Raw genomic sequence first — 16,947 nt, forward strand, 5'->3', positions numbered from 1 at the left:
CGACGCGCCCGGCGCTGTGAACACTGAAGGGGAGATCCGTGGCCGCACAGAACAAGAAGCCGGGCAACGCCGCGCGCGAGGTGGCCAAGCCGGGACCCGACCACGGGCCGCACGCCGTCTCCGAGCTCCTGTCCGACCGGGCCGCCGCACCGTCGCCGTTCGGTGACGACCAGACCTTCCCGCTGCCGCTGGAGCGCCTCACCTATATCTCGGCCGACAAGTTCTAGTAGTGCCGGCGGTCGGTTTCGATCTGGACATGACCCTGATCGACTCCCGGCCGGGGATCCACGCGGCCTACCGGGCGCTGACCGCCAAGACCGGTGTCTTCGTCGACGCCGATCTGGCGGTGACCCGGCTCGGCCCGCCGTTGCGCGCCGAGCTCAGCGAGTGGTTCCCCGCCGAGGACGTCGAGGACGCGGTGACCACCTACCGGGCGCTGTACCCGGACTACGCGATCACGCCGAGCGTGCCCACCCCGGGCGCGCTCGCGGCGCTGGCCGCCGTGCGCGAGCTCGGCCTGCGGGTGGTCGTGGTCACCTCCAAGCTGGGACGGCTGGCCCATCTGCACCTCGATCATCTGGGCATGGTCGCGGACGAAGTCGTCGGCGACCTGTTCGCCGAGGGCAAGGCGGCCGCGCTCACCGAGCACGGGGTCCGCTGGTACGTCGGCGACCACGTGGCCGACATGGTCGCGGCCCGCACGGCGGGCGTGCCCGGCATCGGCGTCACCACCGGCCCGTGCCCGGCCGGCGAGCTGCGTGCGGCCGGCGCCACCTACATCCTGCCCGAGCTCACGGCCTTTCCGGCCCTGCTCGGCCAGATTGCAGTTGGGTACTAGCCCGCCGCTTCAGTAGCCTTGCGGTGAGCGGTTGTTTCCATTGAGTGAAGTTGAGGTCAGCGGTGCCCACGGGTCGAGTGAAGTGGTACGACGCGGCGAAGGGATTCGGGTTCGTCACCAGCGATGAGGGCGGTGACGTGTTCCTGCCCAAGAGCGCGCTGCCGGCCGGCGTGGCCGAACTCAAGGCCGGTCAGCGGGTGGAGTTCGGGGTGGTCGACAGCCGCAAGGGCGCTCAGGCCATGGGCGTGAAGCTGATCGACGCGCCGCCGTCCCTGGCCGAGCTGCGCCGGCGCCCGGCCGACCAGCTGCACAGCATGATCGAAGACATGATCAAGGTGCTGGAACAGCAGGTGCAGCCGGGCCTCTCGCGCGGCCGGTACCCCGACAGGAAGACGTCGCAGACGATCGCGCAGGTGGTCCACGCCGTGGCGCGGGAGTTCGAGAGCTAGATAAACGGCTTCACGGCCGGAGTCAGACCCGCCGTCGCCGAGCGCTGCAACAGGGCGTCGGCGGCGGCGAGTCCGTCTCGGCCCAGATCCAGCGTGAACTCGTTCACGTACAGATCGATGTGCTGCTGGACGACCTCGGGCTCCATCTCCTGCGCGTTCGCGAGGATGAAGTCGTGGCTGGCGGCCGGGTTGGCCCAGGCCATGCTCACCGAGTTGCGGATCCACTCGGTCGCCTCGGCCGGGTCGACCGAGCCCTTCCGGGCGAGGATCGCGCCCAGCGGGATCGGCAGGCCGGTGTCGCCCTCCCACCACTCGCCGAGGTCGGCCAGCGCGACGAGGTTGTGCCGCTGGTAGGTGAAGCGGGCCTCGTGGATCACCAGGCCGGCGTCGTAGGTGCCGTCGGCGACGCCCGGCATGATCTGGTGGAACGGGACCACCTCGATCTTCGCCGGCCGCTGGTCGGCGGCCCAGAGGCGGAACAGCAGGTATGCCGTGGTGCGGTCGCCGGGAACGGCCACCGTGGCTCCGGTCAGTTCCTGGCCGGCGGTGCGGGCGAGCACGAGCGGGCCGCAGCCGCGGCCGAGGGCGCCGCCGGCGGGAAGCAGGTCGTAGTCGTCGAGCAGCCACGGCAGCGCCGCGTAGCTCACCTTGACCAGGTCGAACTCGCCGCGCTCGGCCGCCGTGTTGGTGACGTCCACATCCGCGAAGGTCAGGTTGACCTCGGGCGTGCCGGGGATGAGCCCGTGCACGAGGGCGTGGAAGACGAACGTGTCATTGGGGCACGGAGAGACGGCTAATGAAAGGGCCACGGCGTCCACGCTAGACCCGCACCGGAGGCCCCGCGTGTCACGACAGCTGTCTACCATCCCACATGGTGAAGTTATCCACAGGCTGTCCACAGGGCCGCGGAAGCTGTGGACAACGCGGCGAACGCCTCCTTGAGCCGCCAGTTCGCGCGGTCGCGCGGGCCGATCGGGTTGGAGATCGCGCGCAGCTCGGCGAAGGGCAGCCCGGCCGCGGCGACCGCCACCCCGAACCCCTCCATCGCCTCGGCCACGGCCCGCGGGAAGCGGGTGGCGAGCGCCTCGGCGGTGGCGGCCGTGCCGGTGACCGTGGCGAGGGTCAGCACGTCGCCGACGATCGCCCCGGGCAGCGCGGCGGTGAGGCCCTTGAGCAGTAGCGGGTCGGCGGGGATCACGCTCGCGCCGAAGCCTAGCTCCTCGATCGGAAGGAACCCGTCGGGCGACTCGGCCCCCAGGTCGGCGGCGAGGCTGCGGCGGCCGAGCACGGTGGCGCCGACCGGCGCGCGCCCGAGGAACCCGCCGGCGATGCCGGCGCTGATCACCGCGCGGTAGTTGCCGGTGGCGAGCAGCCGCGCGGTGCCGGCAGCGGCCGCTGCCGGGCCGACACCCACCGGCTTCACGAGGACGTGGTCGGGGTCGGCCCCGGCACGCACAGCGTCAGCCTCGGCGGCCACCGCGGTGACCACAAGGAGCGGGTATGCCATCAGCGCTCGTCGTCCTCGGCGGTCGCCGGTCGGTCGACCGAGCTTGGCCGATAGACGTGATACCCGGGCGGCGCGGGAGCGGGCTCGACCGGCTCGGGCGCGGGCGGCGGTGTGGGCTGTGGAGCGGGAGCGGGAGCGGGCTGCGGGGCCGGTGGTGTCCGCTTGCCGAAGCCCCACCTGCGGCCAGCCGGCTTGTCGGGCGGACCGGGAACCGGGTCGATCCGGGTGCGATCGGCGGGACGCGCCTGGGTCGCTGTGCCGGCGCCACGACGCGGGGCCGGGGCCGCGGGTGGGTTGGGCTTGTTGCGGACGGGGACGGTGGGGGCGTCCGGCCAGGGGTCGGCCGGCTCGGCATCGTCGGTGGCGGCCTTTTCGGGGTCGGCCGGCTCTTCGTCGGGGGCGCCGGCTCGGCCGCTCAGGTGTTCGCCGTGGAGGCGGGCCGCGGCCCAGCCGGCGCGGATCGCCATGGCCACCGCGATGAGAGCCGCCAGGGCGACGCCGAGGCGGCCGGGGAGCGGGATGATGCCGATGCCGCCGCCGGCCACCCAGGCGATCATCAGGACCGTCTCGGAGTGGGCGAAGGCGCTGGCCCGCAGGCGCTCGGGGACGCGTTCCTGGATGCTCGCGTCGATGGCCAGCTTCGAGATGCCGCTGAAGATCGCGGTGACCAGCGCGAGCAGCGCGAGCAGCGCGAGGCTGTAGAAGATCGCGGAGAGCACCGCGACGCCGGCCGTGATGGTCAGGCCGGCCGACTGGAGGGCCAGCGGGCGGCGGATGCGCAGGCGGGTGCCGGCGGCGGTGGACAGGAACGTGCCGACGGCCAGCGCGCCGCCGATCAGGCCGACCGCGCCCTTGTTGCCGATGTCGTGGCCGAGCAGCACCGTGTCGAGCTGGCCGGCCATGATGACGAAGGCCAGGAACAGCAGCAGGAAGCCGTAGAGCAGGCGCAGGCTGGCGCTGCCGATCAGGGTGGCGATCACCAGTTTGCCGGAGAGCGGCCGGTCGCCGTTGCGGCCCAGGCCCAGCGCGGCCCGCCACGGGCGGGGCACGGCCTCGGGCGGGTCGGAGTCGGCGCGTGGGGGCAGGCGCAGCGACACCACCATGCCGGCCACGAAGATGACCGTGGCGACGCGCAGCGGCCACTGCGGACCGATCGTGAAGGCGAGCAGGCCGAGCGGGGCCACCACGGCGCCGGCGAACGTTCCGTAGACGCTGGCCCGGGCGCCGACCTGGGACAGGCCCACGCCCTCGGGCAACAGCCTCGGCACGGCGGCCGAGCGCGCCACCCCGTACGCGCGAGAAAGCGCAAGCACCCCGAAAGCCGCAGGATAGAGACCCCAGCCGAAGAGGTGATCGGAGATCACATAGGCCAGGAACGCCCGGCCCAGCATGGTGACGGCGAGGGCGTAGCGCCGGCCGTGCCGGAAGTGGTCGAGCAGCGGGCCGACCACGGGCGCGAGCAGCGCGAACGGGATCATCGTAATCAGCAGGTACAGCGCGACCTTGCTGCGCGCCTCGCCGAGCGGCACGTTGAAGAAGATCGTGCCGGCCAGGCCGATCGCGATCAGCGTGTCGCCGGCGCAGGAGATCGCGTGCAGGTCGAAGAGCCGGATCATGCCGATCTCGTTGGCGGCGCCCCGGGCGCGCGCGGTGCCGACGCGGCGGGTCGCCCAGGCGCCGCCGCGCACGGAGCCGCGCACCATCACGCGGGCGGCCTTGATCCCGCTGCCGACGGTGCGTCCGAGTGTGGGAAGCAGCGGCATGCCAACCATCCTGACTGATCCAGGCGACCCGCGTCCCCTCCCGCGCCCGCGGAATTCGGGGGAGTCGCTGCGGCGCCCGAGCCCCGGTAGGGGACAATGGATTCGTGACGACCAGGACCACCGCGCGCGCCGCCCGCCTCGACCAGGTTTGTGCCGATGCTGTCGGGGTGGCTCGTGGCGCGATCACCGAGGTGGACCCGGCCGACATCGGCGAGCATCTCGAGGCGATCGCCGAGGGCGACCGGGTCGTGACCCACTTCTTCGAGAGCCACCTCGCGGGCTATCGCGGCTGGCGGTGGGCGGTCACGGTGACCCGTGTCCCGCGCAGCCGGCACGTGACGGTCTGCGAGACGGTGCTGCTGCCCGGGCCCGACGCGCTGCTCGCCCCCGGGTGGGTCCCGTGGAACGAGCGTCTTCAGCCCGGCGATCTCGGTGTGGGCGATCTCATGCCGACCGCGCCCGACGACGATCGGCTGGCTCAGGGGTACGTGCTGAGCGACGACCCCGCGGTCGAGGAGGTCAGCTGGGAACTCGGCCTCGGCCGGTCCCGGGTGATGTCCCGCGAGGGCCGCATCGACGTCGCCCAGCGGTGGTATGACGGCGAGGCCGGCCCCGAGGCGCCGATCTCGACCGCGGCCCCGCGCAACGCCCGCTGCGGCACCTGCGGCTTCTACCTCCCGCTCGCCGGCTCGCTGCGCACGATGTTCGGCGTCTGCGGCAACCTGTACGCGCCCGACGACGGCAAGGCGGTCAGCGCCGACCACGGCTGCGGCGCGCACTCCGAGGCGCTGCTCGGCACGGCGGAACAGCCGGTCGACGAGCTACCCACCATCTACGACGACAGCGAGGTCGAGTCGGTCGCGGTCAGCCGCGGCCACGGCTCGGTCGAGAACGAAGAGCCCGCCGAAGACTACGGCCACAGCTAGGGCCTAGTTCTCCAGGGCCTAGTTCTCCGTGAACCGGGCGTGGGTGATCGCGCGGCGCCGCTTCCGGTTCCGGTCGTGGATGATCATCGTGATCAGGCCGGGTATGCCGACGAGGAACCCGGCGATGCACGTGTCGAGCCAGCTGTCCGGCCCGTTCGCCAGCCAGACGATCACACCGGCGATCACGAAGGCGGCGAGGCCGGCGATCGCGAACGGGACCATCGGCGGGTCGAGCGGTTCGACCCGGGGCTTCGGCTGAGTCACACCCGACAGGGTACGTCCGCGGAGATCATTCGTGGCGCCGGGAGGCGTAGGCGATTTACGCAGCTCACTGCATCTGACAACATGCGCGCATCGTTGTTCAGTCAGACCTTGCGGAGGGTTTGCATGACGCCGACCGCCACCAATGCGGGCGTACGCAACGCTTTCGACCGATATTTCGAGATATCTGCGCGTGGATCGAATCTGTCCCGGGAGGTCCGCGGCGGCTTCGCCACGTTCTTCACGATGGCCTACATCGTCGTGCTCAACCCCCTGATCCTGGGGTCGGGGTCGGATGCCGACGGCGGCAAGCTGCCGATCGCGGCGCTCGCGGCCGGCACCGCCTTGGTGGCCGGCGTGATGACCATCCTGATGGGCGTCGTGGCCCGGTTCCCGCTGGCGCTGGCGGCCGGACTCGGCGTCAACGCCCTGGTCGCGTTCGAGATCGCCCCGGAGATGACCTGGGCCGACGCCATGGGTCTGGTCGTGATCGAGGGCGTCCTGATCACGATCCTCGTGTTGACCGGCCTGCGCACGCTGGTGTTCCGGGCGGTGCCGACGCAGCTCAAGACCGCGATCGGGGTCGGCATCGGCCTGTTCCTGATGCTCATCGGGCTGGTCGACGCCGGGTTCGTGCACCGGGTGCCGGACGCCGCGAGCACCACCGTGCCGGTCGAGATGGGCCTCGGCGGCGTGCTGCTGACCTGGCCGTCGTTCGTCTTCGTGATCGGCCTGCTGTTCACCCTGGTGCTGTTCGCGCGCAAGGTGAAGGGCGCGATCCTGATCGGCATCCTGGGCAGCACGATCCTGGCGATCATCGTCGAGGCGATCGCCGGCGTGGGCTCCTCGGCGACCAACCCGCACGGCTGGTCGCTCAACGTGCCCAAGCTGCCCGAGAAGGTGGTCAGCTCGCCCGATCTCTCGCTGATCGGTCACTTCAACGTGCTCGACTCCTGGTCGACGGCCGGCTGGCTGGTCTGCGTGATGTTCGTCTTCACGCTGCTGATCACCGACTTCTTCGACACCATGGGCACGATGGTCGCGATCGGCCAGGAGGGCGGCCTGCTCGACGAGAGCGGCATGCCACCGCGTACGCGGGAGATCCTGCTCGTCGACTCGGTCGCCGCGGCGGCCGGCGGCGCGGCCAGCGTGTCCAGCAACACGTCGTACATCGAGAGCGCGGCCGGCGTCGGCGAGGGCGCCCGGACCGGCGTCGCCAACCTGGTCACCGGCGTCCTGTTCCTGTTCGCCATGTTCCTGTCGCCGCTGGTGCAGATCGTGCCGTTCGAGGCGGCGTCGACGGCGCTCGTGGTGGTCGGCTTCCTGATGATGATGTCGGTGCGGCAGATCAACTGGACCGACTACTCGATCGCGGTGCCGGCGTTCCTGACGATCACGCTGATGCCGTTCACGTACTCGATCTCCAACGGCATCGGGGCCGGGGTCATCTCGTACGTGGTGCTGAAGGCGGCCACCGGCAAGGCGCGGGAGATCCACCCCATCCTGTGGGGCGTGGCCGCGCTGTTCGTCCTGTACTTCCTCCGAGGTCCCCTGGAGGTCTGGATCCTCTGAGCCCTACCTAGACTTCCGTCACCGGGCGCAACGCGGCCGGTGACGGCGGTCATACGCGTTTTCGATGGTCGTTAGCCTAACTCATTAGCTAGGCTAAGAATCGTGATGGAGTGGCCGGTGGCTACGGAGCGAGGGACAGCGGACGAGCTGGCCAGAACGCTGCGCGAGGCCATCCAGCGGCTCAACCGGCGGATCCGGCAGACCCGTGCCGTCGGCGACCTGACGTTCAGTCAGCTCTCCGCCCTGACCAGCCTCCAGCTGGCCGGCGCGCTGACCCCGCGCGAGCTGGCCGACGTCGAACGGGTCCAGCCTCCGACGATGACCAAGATCGTCGGGAAGCTGGAGGATCGCGGCCTCGTGATCCGTACCCCGCACCCCACCGACGGACGCCAGGTCATCCTGGCGCCCACCGAACAGGGGCGGGCGATGTACGCCCAGTTCGAAAAGGTGCGCAACGAGTGGCTCGCCGAGCAGTTGGCCACCCTCAGCGACGAGGACAGGGACGTGCTGGTCCGGGCGGCGGAGATCATGCAGCAGGTCGCCCGGGCCTGACCGGCCTCCGGTCGCCGCGCTTCATCACATCGCGATGACGCGTACGACCGAGAAGGAGGCGCAGCCTAGTGCGGGCAGTGCTGAGTACCACGTTCAGTTCCCTGAGGGTCCACAACTACCGGCTCTTCGCCACCGGCCAGCTCGTGAAGCTGGTCGGCGTGTGGATGATGTTCACCGCTCAGGACTGGCTGGTGCTCGACCTCTCCGGCAACTCGCCGGGGGCGCTCGGCACGGTGGCCGCCCTTCAGTTCCTGCCGGTGCTGCTGCTCACCCTCTACACCGGCCGGCTCGCCGACCGGTACGACAAGCGCAAGATCCTCATCGCCTCCAACGCCGCGTTCGCGATCACCGCCATCGTCTTCGCCGTCCTGGTCGCCGCCGGCGTCGTCCACCTCTGGCACGTCTTCCTCTTCGCCGGCCTGCTCGGCATCGCCAACGCCGTCGAGACCCCGGTCCGGCAGGCGTTCGTCTCCGAGCTCGTCGAGCTGCCGCTGCTGCCCAACGCGCTGGCCCTGTCGGCCGCGACCTTCAACACCGCGCGGATCGGCGGGCCCGCCCTCGCGGGCGTGGCGCTCGCGGCCTTCAACACCGGGCCGGTCTTCCTGATCGCGACGGTGCTGTCGATCGCGCCGATCTTCAGCTACGCCCGCATGCGTCCCGCCGACCTGTACCGCAAGGGGACGGCGGCCAAGAAGGACGCCCGGGTGATGGATGGCCTCCGGTACGTGCGCAAGCGGCCCGACCTGCTGCTGCCGATCAGCCTCATGGCGGTGGTCGGCATGATCGGATTCAACTTCCCGGTCACGCTCGCGGCGCTCGCGAAAATCAACTTCCACGCCGGGCCGTCGTCGTTCGGACTGCTCACCACCACGCTCGCGGTCGGGGCGCTCGTCGGGGCGCTGGCCGGCAGCGCCCGGCGGGCCCGGCCCGGCCCGTACCTGGTGCTGGGCGCGGCGCTCGCGTTCGGCCTGCTGGAGTTCGCGGTCGGGTTCGCGCCGAGCTTCGTGGTCGCGATGGCGGTCCTGCTGCCCACCGGCTTCTTCTCGATCTTCCTCGCCCAGGCGGCGAACCACCGCGTGCAGATGGGCGTCCACGCCGAGTACCGCGGCCGGGTGATGGCCCTGTACGTGCTGGTCTTCCTCGGCACGACGCCGATCGGGGCGTCCGTGACCGGTTGGTGGGGCGAACACTTCGGCGTGCCGTCGAGCATCTGGGGCGCCGGGCTGGTGTGCTTCGTGGCCGCGGCGGTGGCGCTCGTCTGGCAGTTGCGGGTGAGCGGAGACCGGATCGTCGTGCGGGCGCGGCCCTGGCCCCTCGTGCGGGTCGTGCGGCGGGCGCGCGAGGAGATCCCGGCCGAGACCGGCCCGGCTGAATATGGGCCGCCGGTCGACTCGGTGGCCGGGGGCGGCGTGCCGGTGCCGGCCACGGGCGAGATCGCGAAGCTCGCCGGGGCGGATGCCGCACACGACCCCGTCCGGCAGGTCGCGAGCGCGCGGTCTCGCGAGGCCGGCGCTTCCGAGACCGGCCCCTCACCGGCGCTCAGCTCGACGCGGTGAGTGGGCGCCACGCCGTCGGCGGCGGCGATCGGATTCCGCGCCGCCGCTAACGGGACGGCGTGGTGGCCGGGCGCTGCGCCGCCGCTACCTCCAGGGCGGCGCGGCGCGGGTCATCGGCCCAACGGCTGGCGAAGGCGTCCAGCAGGCGCCAGCCGGCCCGGTGCAGGGCGCGCTGGCGGGCAAGATGCGCCTCGGCGCCGTCGGGATGCGGCCCGCAGAAGACCCCCACGGGTTCCTCGTCCGACCCGATGCAGAGGTCGACGACCCACGGGCCGACCCGGTAGCCGGCCCGCACCTCCACCTCGAGACGACTCAACTCGGCGGCCAGCTCGCCCACCCAGCCGTCCCGCGTTCCGGATGAATGGGCAGGAGGCCGGGCCCCCGCCGCGTAGGTGAAGTAGTCGCCGAGGAGGCCGTCCGCGTCGTCCAGCGTCGTCACCACGACCATCCGGCGGCGGGCTCTGGTGATCATCACGTTGAAGAGACACGGATCGGCGACGAACCGGCGACGCCCGGCCGGGTCGGTCGGCAGCAGGCCCAGCGACACGACCACCACCTCGGCCTCGCTGCCCTGGAAGGCGTGGACGGTGCCGACCCGCAGGCCCAGCTCCTCGATCTGCTCCACCGGGTAGGCCGCGACGAGCGCCGCCTCGAGGGCCTCCGCCTGGGCCCGGAACGGCGAGATCACCCCGATGCCGTGCCGGCCCTCGGCCACGAGGTCGCCCACCACCTTGAGAACCGCGTCGACCTCGTTCGACGACACCCGCACCACGTCGATCGCGTCGGTCGCCTCGGCCGCCGGCGTACGGGTCATCACCTCGATCCGGTCCCCGTAGAACCGGTGCGCCGAGAAGCCGATCAAGTGCGGCGCGCTGCGGTGGTGTTCGGTCAGCCACGTCGCGGGCGCCGCGCCCGCCGCCAGGTCATAGGTGCTCACCCGGCGCACGTCCAGCCGCTCGTCGGCGCCGTGCCGGTCGAGCACCTCCGCCACGTCGACGTCGCTCACGAACGACACGAACCGCAATTGCCGCGGGTCCCCGACGATCAGCGCGCGCCGGGCCCGGGCCAGCACCGGCGCGGCCCGCACCTGGTCCACGTGCGACGCCTCGTCGATCACCACGAGGTCGAACATCCCGGGCGACGACGGCAGCAGGTCCTCCACGTCGGCCACCGTGCCGATCCACAGCGGCAGCGCGCGGACCAGCGGCGGCGCATCCAGCTGGGCGAGCAGCTCACGGCGGCGGTTGCGGCCGGCGCGCAGGGCGGCGGCGAGCGAGGCGGCGCCGCGGCGGGCGTCGCGATCCCAGCGCTTCTCGCCGCGTGCGGCCTGCCGCATGGCGGTGCCGACCGCGGTGGCCAGACCTTCCTCGGCCGCGTGCAGGGCGAGCCAGTGCGGCGCGAGGTCGGTGCCGCCGGTCGCGGCCAGGCGAGCGGCGGCACGCTGCGCGGTGGCCGCGGCGATCGCCTCGGTCACCCTTTCCCCGGGTACGCCGCGACGCACGCGCAACCGCCGGCGGGCCCACCACCCGACCAGGCCCTTCCCCGTCAACCGCACCGGGTCGAAGTCGTCGGCGAACGCGCCCGGCACGTCTGCGGCCAATGCCGGCAAGCGTACCTCCCAGCCCGGCAACTCGGCCGCCCGCAGCTCCCGGTCGAGCACCTCGGCTATTTCGGCGCGCTTCCGGCGTACGGAATCATGGGTTTGATCGACGGCCGTGAGATTCGCATGCAGGTCTCGTTCGCTTGGTCCTCGCTCCGCGCCCGCCGTGAGCTCGGCCGCCAGGCTCTCCCGGCGGCCCGCGTCGCCGAAGAGCACCGGCGTCGGCCCCGGATAGCGGGCCAGCAGCTGCGAAAGCACCTCGGCCGCGTGCGGGGACTGCGTCGCCACCAGCACGGACCCGCCCCGATGCACCACCTCGAGCGCCGCCGCCACGACCGTGTGGCTCTTGCCGTTGCCCGGCGGACCGGACACCACCGTGATCGGCGAGGTCCGCGCCCGCGCCACCACCTCGGCCTGCGCCGTGGTCAACGGCAGCGGGGAGAGCACGGGGGCATCGTCCGGATCGTCCTGCACCGAGCCGTCGTAGATCGCCGCGAGCGCCGTCCCGCTCAGGTCGCGCGCCGCCCAGCTGCGCAGACTGTCCTGAAGACCGCCGCCGAAGACGTCGCGCGCCACGTACAGGGCAGCCTTGGCGACCAGCACGACCCGGTCGGCCGGAATGTGGCGGCCGTCGTCGACCAGCGCGTCCACCGTGATCCCGGTCGCCGCGGCCGCCGAGCGCAGCCACGCCTTGCTCCCGGTTGCGTCGAGCCATCCGGGGGCGGCCAGTCCCGGCGCCGCCTCCAGCGCCGCGGCCAGATCGCGATCGGCGACCAGCGGGGTGACCTCGACATCACCGGCCGGGACGACGCGGTAGCCGGTCAGCCCGCGCTCGAGGCGCACCGGCTGGCTCAGCAACGGCGCCCGGATCTTGCGGGCCTTGCCGTCCACCTCGGTGCGCCCGGCCAGGAAACCCCAGCCGCGGCGCAGCAGCCGCTCGTCACGATGCAGGGCGTCCAGCGCGGCGAGCCGGTCGATCTCCTTGCGGCGGCGGGTGCGCTCGGCGTCGTCGAGCCAGGCGAGTTGCCGGCTGCCGCTCACGTCGAGCACCCGGTCGCCGCCCGCCGGCGCCAGCTCGGCGAGCACGGCGAGAACGGTCGAGGGGCGCATGGCGCGGTCGACAGTACCGCGCGGCCGCATCCTGGTGGGATTGGCAGACCGGGTCGGCCGAACGGTCATTCCGGCCCGGCTCCCCGGCGTCTTAGCGTTTTGACGTGGCCATCGCGCACATTGTGGTGCTTTCGGCAGCGTTGCTGACGCTGCTGTGTCTGCCGTGCGTCGTGGCGGCCGTGGTCTGCGCCGATGAATCGGGTCCCCGTCGTTGGTGGCGCCGCCAGGAAAGGCGCGAGATCAGGGAGCTACGGCAGCTCGATAATGCCCTGCGCGCCGATGAGCCGATCGCGTCGCTCTCGCTCCTCGATCCGCCGTCCATCGAGCAGCTGGCGTTCGATCTGCGCCGGCTGGCCGAGCAGCGGCGCGGCGGGCCGAGCCAGCAATCGGAAAAGTGGCGGGCCGCGGTGCTGCGGGCCTACGACGAGCGGCTGTGCCTGGCGTGCCGCGCGCTGGGGCTGATCGAGCACCTGGGGCCGCTGCAGGGGATGGATCGCGACCTCGAGCGGTTGCGGGTCGAGAGCGAGCTGCAGGCCGCCGGGCTGGCCCTGCGCTAGGCCGGGCCCAGAGAGCCCGGTTCGGCCGCTGCGGGCGCCGGCTCCTTGAGCTCGATGAAGAGCGTCACCGTCTCGGTGTCGCCGATGTTCTCGCCGGCGTGCTCCTGCGCGCCGAGCCAGCGGACCTCGCCCTCGCCCAGATCGACCTCGACGCTCCGCTCGCCCGACGAGATGCGCCGGCGGAACGACGACAGCGTGATCATGACCGAGTCGGGGTGGGCGTGCGGGCGAGTCTGATCCCCAGGCTTGTCCCGATATCTCAGGACTCGAACCCGCTCGTTCTCGAAGGCGACCTGATACAGCTCGGGGCTGACCTCGGTGGGATCCATCGCGAACCTCTCTGCGCACCATCGTGGGACTTCAGTACCATTATGGCTATGGTAGTGCCATATGAGTCAACCGGCCGGCGCGCCCAGAAGGCGCGCACCCGCGAGGCCCTGGTCGCCGCCACCCGCCGCCTGCTGGCCGACGGCATCGACCCGACCGTCGAGCAGGCCGCCGCGCAGGCCCGCATCTCCCGCACCACGGCGTACCGCTACTTCCCCAGCCGGCGGGCCCTGCTGCTCGCCGCCCACCCCGAGATCGTCCAGCCGTCGCTGCTGCCCGCGGGCGCGCCCGACGACGTGCCCACCCGGCTCGACCTGGTGCTGCGCGCCTTCGCCCGGGTCAACCTCGACTGGGAGCCGCAGCTGCGCACCTCGCTGCGCCTCTCGCTCGAGCCGGGCGCCGAACAGCCCGTGCTCCGTCAGGGCCGCGCCATCGGCTGGATCGAGGAGGCGCTTCTCCCGCTGCGTGGCACCCACCCGGGCATCGACACTCGCCGCCTGGCGATCGCCATCCGCGCCACCACCGGCATCGAGTCGCTGATCTGGCTGACCGACATCGCCGGCCTGTCCCGCGACGACGCGGTCAGCCTGATGCGCGACTCGGCCCACGCCCTGCTGACGGCCGCGCTCTACAGGTCGAGGTCGACGCCGACGGCATAGTGGTCGGACGGGTAGCGTCCGGCCACCGGCCGGTCACCGGCTAGGAAGGCGCGGCTCACGCGCACCGCCGGGCGGGCGAGGATGTGGTCGATCCGCCGGTCGATCAGGTGCGCGGCCTCGATCGGAGCGAACGGCACGGCCGAGTCGAGGGTCTTCGCGCCCGGGTCGCCGCCGCCCGCCGCGAACGTGTCACTCAGGGCCGACGTCAGCGGCGCGATCTCCGCCTGGCCGGGAGCGGCATTCAGGTCGCCGAGCACCAGGACCGGCAGCGGCCCGTCGAGCCGGGGATCGGCCGCCAGCGTCGCCACCACCGAAGCCTGGGCCAACTGGTCGGCCGCATAGGACGGTTCCCACTCGAGGCACGTCACGATCACGTGGAGCGGTCCGCGGGGATGAGCGAGAGTGGTCACCAACGCGGTCGGCGGCGGTCCGCCGCGCTGGTCGTGCGGGAGGTCATCGCCCGCCCAGGTCTCGCACAGCCCGATGATGTCCGGGCGGCAGGCCCGCAGCGTGTCGACGATGCCGGGCGCGCGCTCGAGGTAGTCGCCGCCCCATCGCCAGAAGACGTTCCAGGTCATCACCCGCATCGTCAGACCTGTACCCGATCTCACCCGCTCGAATCGAGGGGCCAGGTGCGTAGCGTCTCGTACTCGCCGTCGTGGCTGTCGACCAGCGCGAACTCGTCGACCGTCCACGAGTCGCCCACGTAGCCGGCCAGTGCTCCGCCTATTGCGGGATCCCCGCGATACGTCACCGTCAGATGCGGCCGGTAGGGGCGATCGTCCGAGGGGAAGCCGGCGGCAGTCAGTGCATTTCGAACATCCGCCCGCAACCGGCCGAGCGCCGGAAGATCGCCGCGGACCGCGGCCCAGGCCGCCGAGCCGAAGCGACCGCCACCGGCCAGGCGCAGCGTGAAGTTGCTGGCAACCGGCACGTCATCGAGCACCGCGGCCACCTCATCGGGCGGCACCTCACCCAGGAAGACCAGCGTGACGTGCCACTTGGACGGCCGGGTCAGCTCGGCGCCCGAAGGCAGGCACGACTTCAGCGGCTCGACGGCCGACGAGGGCGGAAAGACCGCGACGAACAGGCGGGTCAGGACGACTCGCGAGCCGCCGGGCCGCCACCGAACAGCACATCGTCCCAGCTGGGCAGACGCTTGCGCGGCTTCGTCTCGTCGGTGGACTCGCCCTGCTGCTGACCGGACTGCCCGACCGTGCGCCGCGGCCGCAGCACCGCGAGCGACGGAACGGCCGGCACCTCCTTGGGCAGGTCGGCGTCGTCGTCGAAGGCCGAGCCGGAACCGCCGCCGAGCAGGGCCGCGGCGCCGCCGGCAACCGGGCGCCGGGGCTCGTTGGTCTCGAGGCCGCGGCCGCCGGAGAGCGGGCGGTCGAGGGACGCGAGAAGCGCGTCGCGCCCGGCACGGATCGGGTCGCGCGTGGATCGCGCCGCCGGAGCCTCGGCCGCGGGCAGGCTGTGGCCGCCGCGAGCGGGCTCGGCGCTGCGGGACGAGCCGGGCAGGCCGTGGCCGCCGCGGGCGGGCTCGAGGAACGTGCGCTCGGGCACCGGGTCTTGGCCCAGGATCTGGGTGGGCCGCTCGGCGCACAGGTACTGCGCCATGTCGTCGTGCGGCGAGACGACCTGGCGCCCCTTGTCGAGATCCCAGATGGCCTGCGCGGTCGCCTTGCCGGACGGCCAGGTGGCGACGATGCGCCAGGTGCCGTCGTCACGGCGGAACGCGTCCCACGAGATCTTCTCGGCGTCGATGCCGTGCTGGGCGAGGCGGCTGTCGACCACCTCGGCGAGCGGTGCGCCCGAGTCGGACGTCTTGAGGCGGGTGCGGCGCGCATGCTGCGCGAGCATGGCCCGCTCCTGCAGCACCGGGCCGGCATAGCGCAGCACGCGATCGACCGGGACGCCGGCGACACGAGCAACGTCTTCGGCGGACTCACCGGAGCGGATGCGCGCCTGGATGTCGCGCGGGGACAGCGAAGGTGTGCTGTCGGGCGACATCACGGCCATCACGGCGCCCGGCGATGTCGGGTGGGTCTCGTGAGTGAAGGCGCTGTTCACCCGGTCGTCTATCGGGAGGGTCAGGAGCCGGCCGACCTCGTCGGCAAGCACCAGGGCCTGACCGTCCTCGGAGAGGGCGACGAAGCGTACCGGCCGCATGCGTTGCCTCCGTCCCGTCGCGTTGGCCTGTGCTCCCGAGAGTCGGTCACCCGGGCGCGTTCTGGAACACGGTACGCGTCAACCTCACCCTTTGGGGGGAGACGCGCCGGTGTTCAAGTGGCCTTCACATTCGCTGACCTGCGAAGATGATCTTCAACTTCTCAGATCAACCCCCATTCAAACCCATTGACTCCAAATCGGGTACGGGCCGCGGGAGTGACCAGAAGCACGGGCCCGGTCCCCGGCTCTCCCCGCGACCTGATTGCACCCTCGCGCCCGCCGCCGCGGCCGCCGGGCTGAGCTGCCACCGCGAGCGGTTTTCCTTGGCGGCCGGCTATCTGCGGTGGTCGGTGGTGGGGCTGGGTTGCCGTGGCTGGGCGTGCATGCGGTGGTCGGTGACCGGGCTGAGTTGCCATTCGCCGGGGCGCCAGGTGCGGTCGGCCTGTCCTGTCCCTCTTCCCGTTCTCTTCGCGGAAGTTTGGTGACTGCATGCGTTCGGCCTTTTTCACCCGCTTTCACCCGCATCGCCCGCCTGCGTCGCCCTCCGCATTGCGTGACCCCGACGCTGGCCCGAGATCATGATGACGTGCTGGTCGACGCGAACAGCAACTCTTCATCCTTGGGCGGCACTCGATCGCCGCCGGTGTATATAAACGGATATTCCCGGCGGATGCGCCACGCGTTCATCGCAACGTGGGCCACTCGCCCAGCTGCCGGGACGCGCGGAAGCCGGTCCCGGCATCCGAGACTTGCCGCCACATCGCAGGATTCATATCCCAGCGCGACCGGCCGCACCAACCTCAGCCACGCACAGCCAGGCATGGCCGACCCAGCCCGGCCGCCGACTAGCGCAACGGGCCGCGCTCACCAGGAGCAGCCGGCGCCCGGGCCATGGCAACCCAGCCCGGCACCCGCCTACCGCGACGGGAGCCGCCTAGCACTTTTCACCGATCATTGAGCGTTTTCCACAGCAGCGAGTTGTCCCCAGCCCAAACCGGGCGCGGCCCGCCCCCCTCACGTTTTCCCGCGAGAATGGCCAGCGGGGGCTTCCCCCTGGGAGGGCGGGCCTCCGGGTTGGCCGGTCTGCGGGTTGTCCTC

General features: G+C 71.9%; 17 protein-coding genes and 1 pseudogene. 9 read left to right on the plus strand and 9 right to left on the minus strand.

The annotated features are described in order from the left end of the window. Positions 1–38: 38 nt before the first annotated feature. The 3 genes from ACIA5D_RS30005 (at position 39) to ACIA5D_RS30015 (ending at position 1,287) form a co-directional block, all read left to right on the plus strand. Positions 39–227 (plus strand): hypothetical protein, encoded by a 189-nt coding sequence (locus tag ACIA5D_RS30005; RefSeq protein ID WP_396033656.1) that lies wholly within the window; start codon positions 39–41, stop codon positions 225–227. Between the two features lie 2 nt (positions 228–229). Next, the gene (locus tag ACIA5D_RS30010; RefSeq protein ID WP_396033657.1) at positions 230–838 is read left to right on the plus strand and encodes an HAD family hydrolase; all 609 of its coding nucleotides are present in this window, start codon (positions 230–232) and stop codon (positions 836–838) included. Between the two features lie 62 nt (positions 839–900). After that, positions 901–1,287 carry a cold-shock protein gene (locus tag ACIA5D_RS30015; RefSeq protein WP_396033659.1) on the plus strand — a complete coding sequence of 129 codons (387 nt, stop codon included), beginning with the start codon at positions 901–903 and terminating at the stop codon, positions 1,285–1,287. On the opposite strand, the gene ACIA5D_RS30020 is transcribed toward ACIA5D_RS30015, so the two are convergent. From ACIA5D_RS30020 to ACIA5D_RS30030, 3 genes are all read right to left on the minus strand, one after another. Then, the gene (locus ACIA5D_RS30020) at positions 1,284–2,096 is read right to left on the minus strand and encodes a 1,4-dihydroxy-6-naphthoate synthase (protein ID WP_396033661.1); all 813 of its coding nucleotides are present in this window, start codon (positions 2,094–2,096) and stop codon (positions 1,284–1,286) included. The genes ACIA5D_RS30015 and ACIA5D_RS30020 overlap by 4 nt on opposite strands. Positions 2,097–2,167: 71 nt before the next feature. Further along, positions 2,168–2,794 carry a futalosine hydrolase gene (locus ACIA5D_RS30025; RefSeq protein WP_396033663.1) on the minus strand — a complete coding sequence of 209 codons (627 nt, stop codon included), beginning with the start codon at positions 2,792–2,794 and terminating at the stop codon, positions 2,168–2,170. Then, a complete protein-coding gene (locus ACIA5D_RS30030) occupies positions 2,794–4,557 on the minus strand; it encodes an MFS transporter (protein WP_396033664.1) in 1,764 nt (587 codons plus the stop codon). The genes ACIA5D_RS30025 and ACIA5D_RS30030 overlap by 1 nt, the downstream gene beginning before the upstream one ends. A gap of 53 nt (positions 4,558–4,610) precedes the next feature. Here ACIA5D_RS30030 and ACIA5D_RS30035 point away from each other — a divergent pair, with 53 nt between their 5' ends. Next, a complete protein-coding gene (locus ACIA5D_RS30035; RefSeq protein WP_396033806.1) occupies positions 4,611–5,483 on the plus strand; it encodes a DUF3027 domain-containing protein in 873 nt (290 codons plus the stop codon). 18 nt (positions 5,484–5,501) lie between these two features. Here the strand turns inward: ACIA5D_RS30035 and ACIA5D_RS30040 are convergent, their stop codons facing one another. Continuing rightward, on the minus strand, positions 5,502–5,705 hold the full coding sequence (locus tag ACIA5D_RS30040; protein ID WP_396033808.1) for a DUF2530 domain-containing protein: 204 nt from the start codon (positions 5,703–5,705) through the stop codon (positions 5,502–5,504). 165 nt (positions 5,706–5,870) lie between these two features. Here ACIA5D_RS30040 and ACIA5D_RS30045 point away from each other — a divergent pair, with 165 nt between their 5' ends. The 3 genes and pseudogenes from ACIA5D_RS30045 to ACIA5D_RS30055 all read left to right on the plus strand — a co-directional run. Then, positions 5,871–7,316, plus strand: a complete 1,446-nt coding sequence (locus ACIA5D_RS30045) for an NCS2 family permease (RefSeq protein WP_396033665.1) — start codon at positions 5,871–5,873, stop codon at positions 7,314–7,316. A gap of 105 nt (positions 7,317–7,421) precedes the next feature. Further along, on the plus strand, positions 7,422–7,868 hold the full coding sequence (locus ACIA5D_RS30050; protein WP_396033809.1) for a MarR family winged helix-turn-helix transcriptional regulator: 447 nt from the start codon (positions 7,422–7,424) through the stop codon (positions 7,866–7,868). A 68-nt stretch (positions 7,869–7,936) separates the two neighbouring features. Continuing rightward, a pseudogene (locus ACIA5D_RS30055) lies at positions 7,937–9,205 on the plus strand (MFS transporter); the annotation flags it as partial. A gap of 265 nt (positions 9,206–9,470) precedes the next feature. Here ACIA5D_RS30055 and ACIA5D_RS30060 read toward each other — a convergent pair. Then, positions 9,471–12,134 (minus strand): AAA domain-containing protein, encoded by a 2,664-nt coding sequence (locus tag ACIA5D_RS30060; RefSeq protein ID WP_396033666.1) that lies wholly within the window; start codon positions 12,132–12,134, stop codon positions 9,471–9,473. Between the two features lie 104 nt (positions 12,135–12,238). On the opposite strand from ACIA5D_RS30060, the gene ACIA5D_RS30065 reads away from it, so the two are divergent. Beyond that, the gene (locus ACIA5D_RS30065; RefSeq protein ID WP_396033667.1) at positions 12,239–12,691 is read left to right on the plus strand and encodes a hypothetical protein; all 453 of its coding nucleotides are present in this window, start codon (positions 12,239–12,241) and stop codon (positions 12,689–12,691) included. Here ACIA5D_RS30065 and ACIA5D_RS30070 read toward each other — a convergent pair. Then, a complete protein-coding gene (locus ACIA5D_RS30070; RefSeq protein ID WP_396033668.1) occupies positions 12,688–13,020 on the minus strand; it encodes a cytoplasmic protein in 333 nt (110 codons plus the stop codon). The two genes, ACIA5D_RS30065 and ACIA5D_RS30070, sit on opposite strands and share 4 nt — an antisense overlap. Before the next feature lie 48 nt (positions 13,021–13,068). Between ACIA5D_RS30070 and ACIA5D_RS30075 the strand changes: the two genes are divergently transcribed. Next, entirely contained in the window at positions 13,069–13,677 is a 609-nt protein-coding gene (locus tag ACIA5D_RS30075) for a TetR/AcrR family transcriptional regulator (protein ID WP_396033670.1), read from the plus strand. On the opposite strand, the gene ACIA5D_RS30080 is transcribed toward ACIA5D_RS30075, so the two are convergent. The 3 genes from ACIA5D_RS30080 to sepH are packed head-to-tail and all read right to left on the minus strand — an operon-like array spanning position 13,647 to position 15,849. After that, positions 13,647–14,255 carry an endonuclease/exonuclease/phosphatase family protein gene (locus tag ACIA5D_RS30080; RefSeq protein ID WP_396033672.1) on the minus strand — a complete coding sequence of 203 codons (609 nt, stop codon included), beginning with the start codon at positions 14,253–14,255 and terminating at the stop codon, positions 13,647–13,649. The two genes, ACIA5D_RS30075 and ACIA5D_RS30080, sit on opposite strands and share 31 nt — an antisense overlap. A 29-nt stretch (positions 14,256–14,284) precedes the next feature. After that, positions 14,285–14,824, minus strand: a complete 540-nt coding sequence (gene thpR, locus ACIA5D_RS30085) for an RNA 2',3'-cyclic phosphodiesterase (protein ID WP_396033810.1) — start codon at positions 14,822–14,824, stop codon at positions 14,285–14,287. Further along, the gene (gene sepH, locus ACIA5D_RS30090) at positions 14,773–15,849 is read right to left on the minus strand and encodes a septation protein SepH (protein WP_396033673.1); all 1,077 of its coding nucleotides are present in this window, start codon (positions 15,847–15,849) and stop codon (positions 14,773–14,775) included. The genes thpR and sepH overlap by 52 nt, the downstream gene beginning before the upstream one ends. Positions 15,850–16,947 lie beyond the last annotated feature (1,098 nt).

It is taken from the genome of Actinoplanes sp. NPDC051513 (assembly GCF_044454685.1).
Classification (GTDB): Bacteria; Actinomycetota; Actinomycetes; order Mycobacteriales; family Micromonosporaceae; genus Actinoplanes.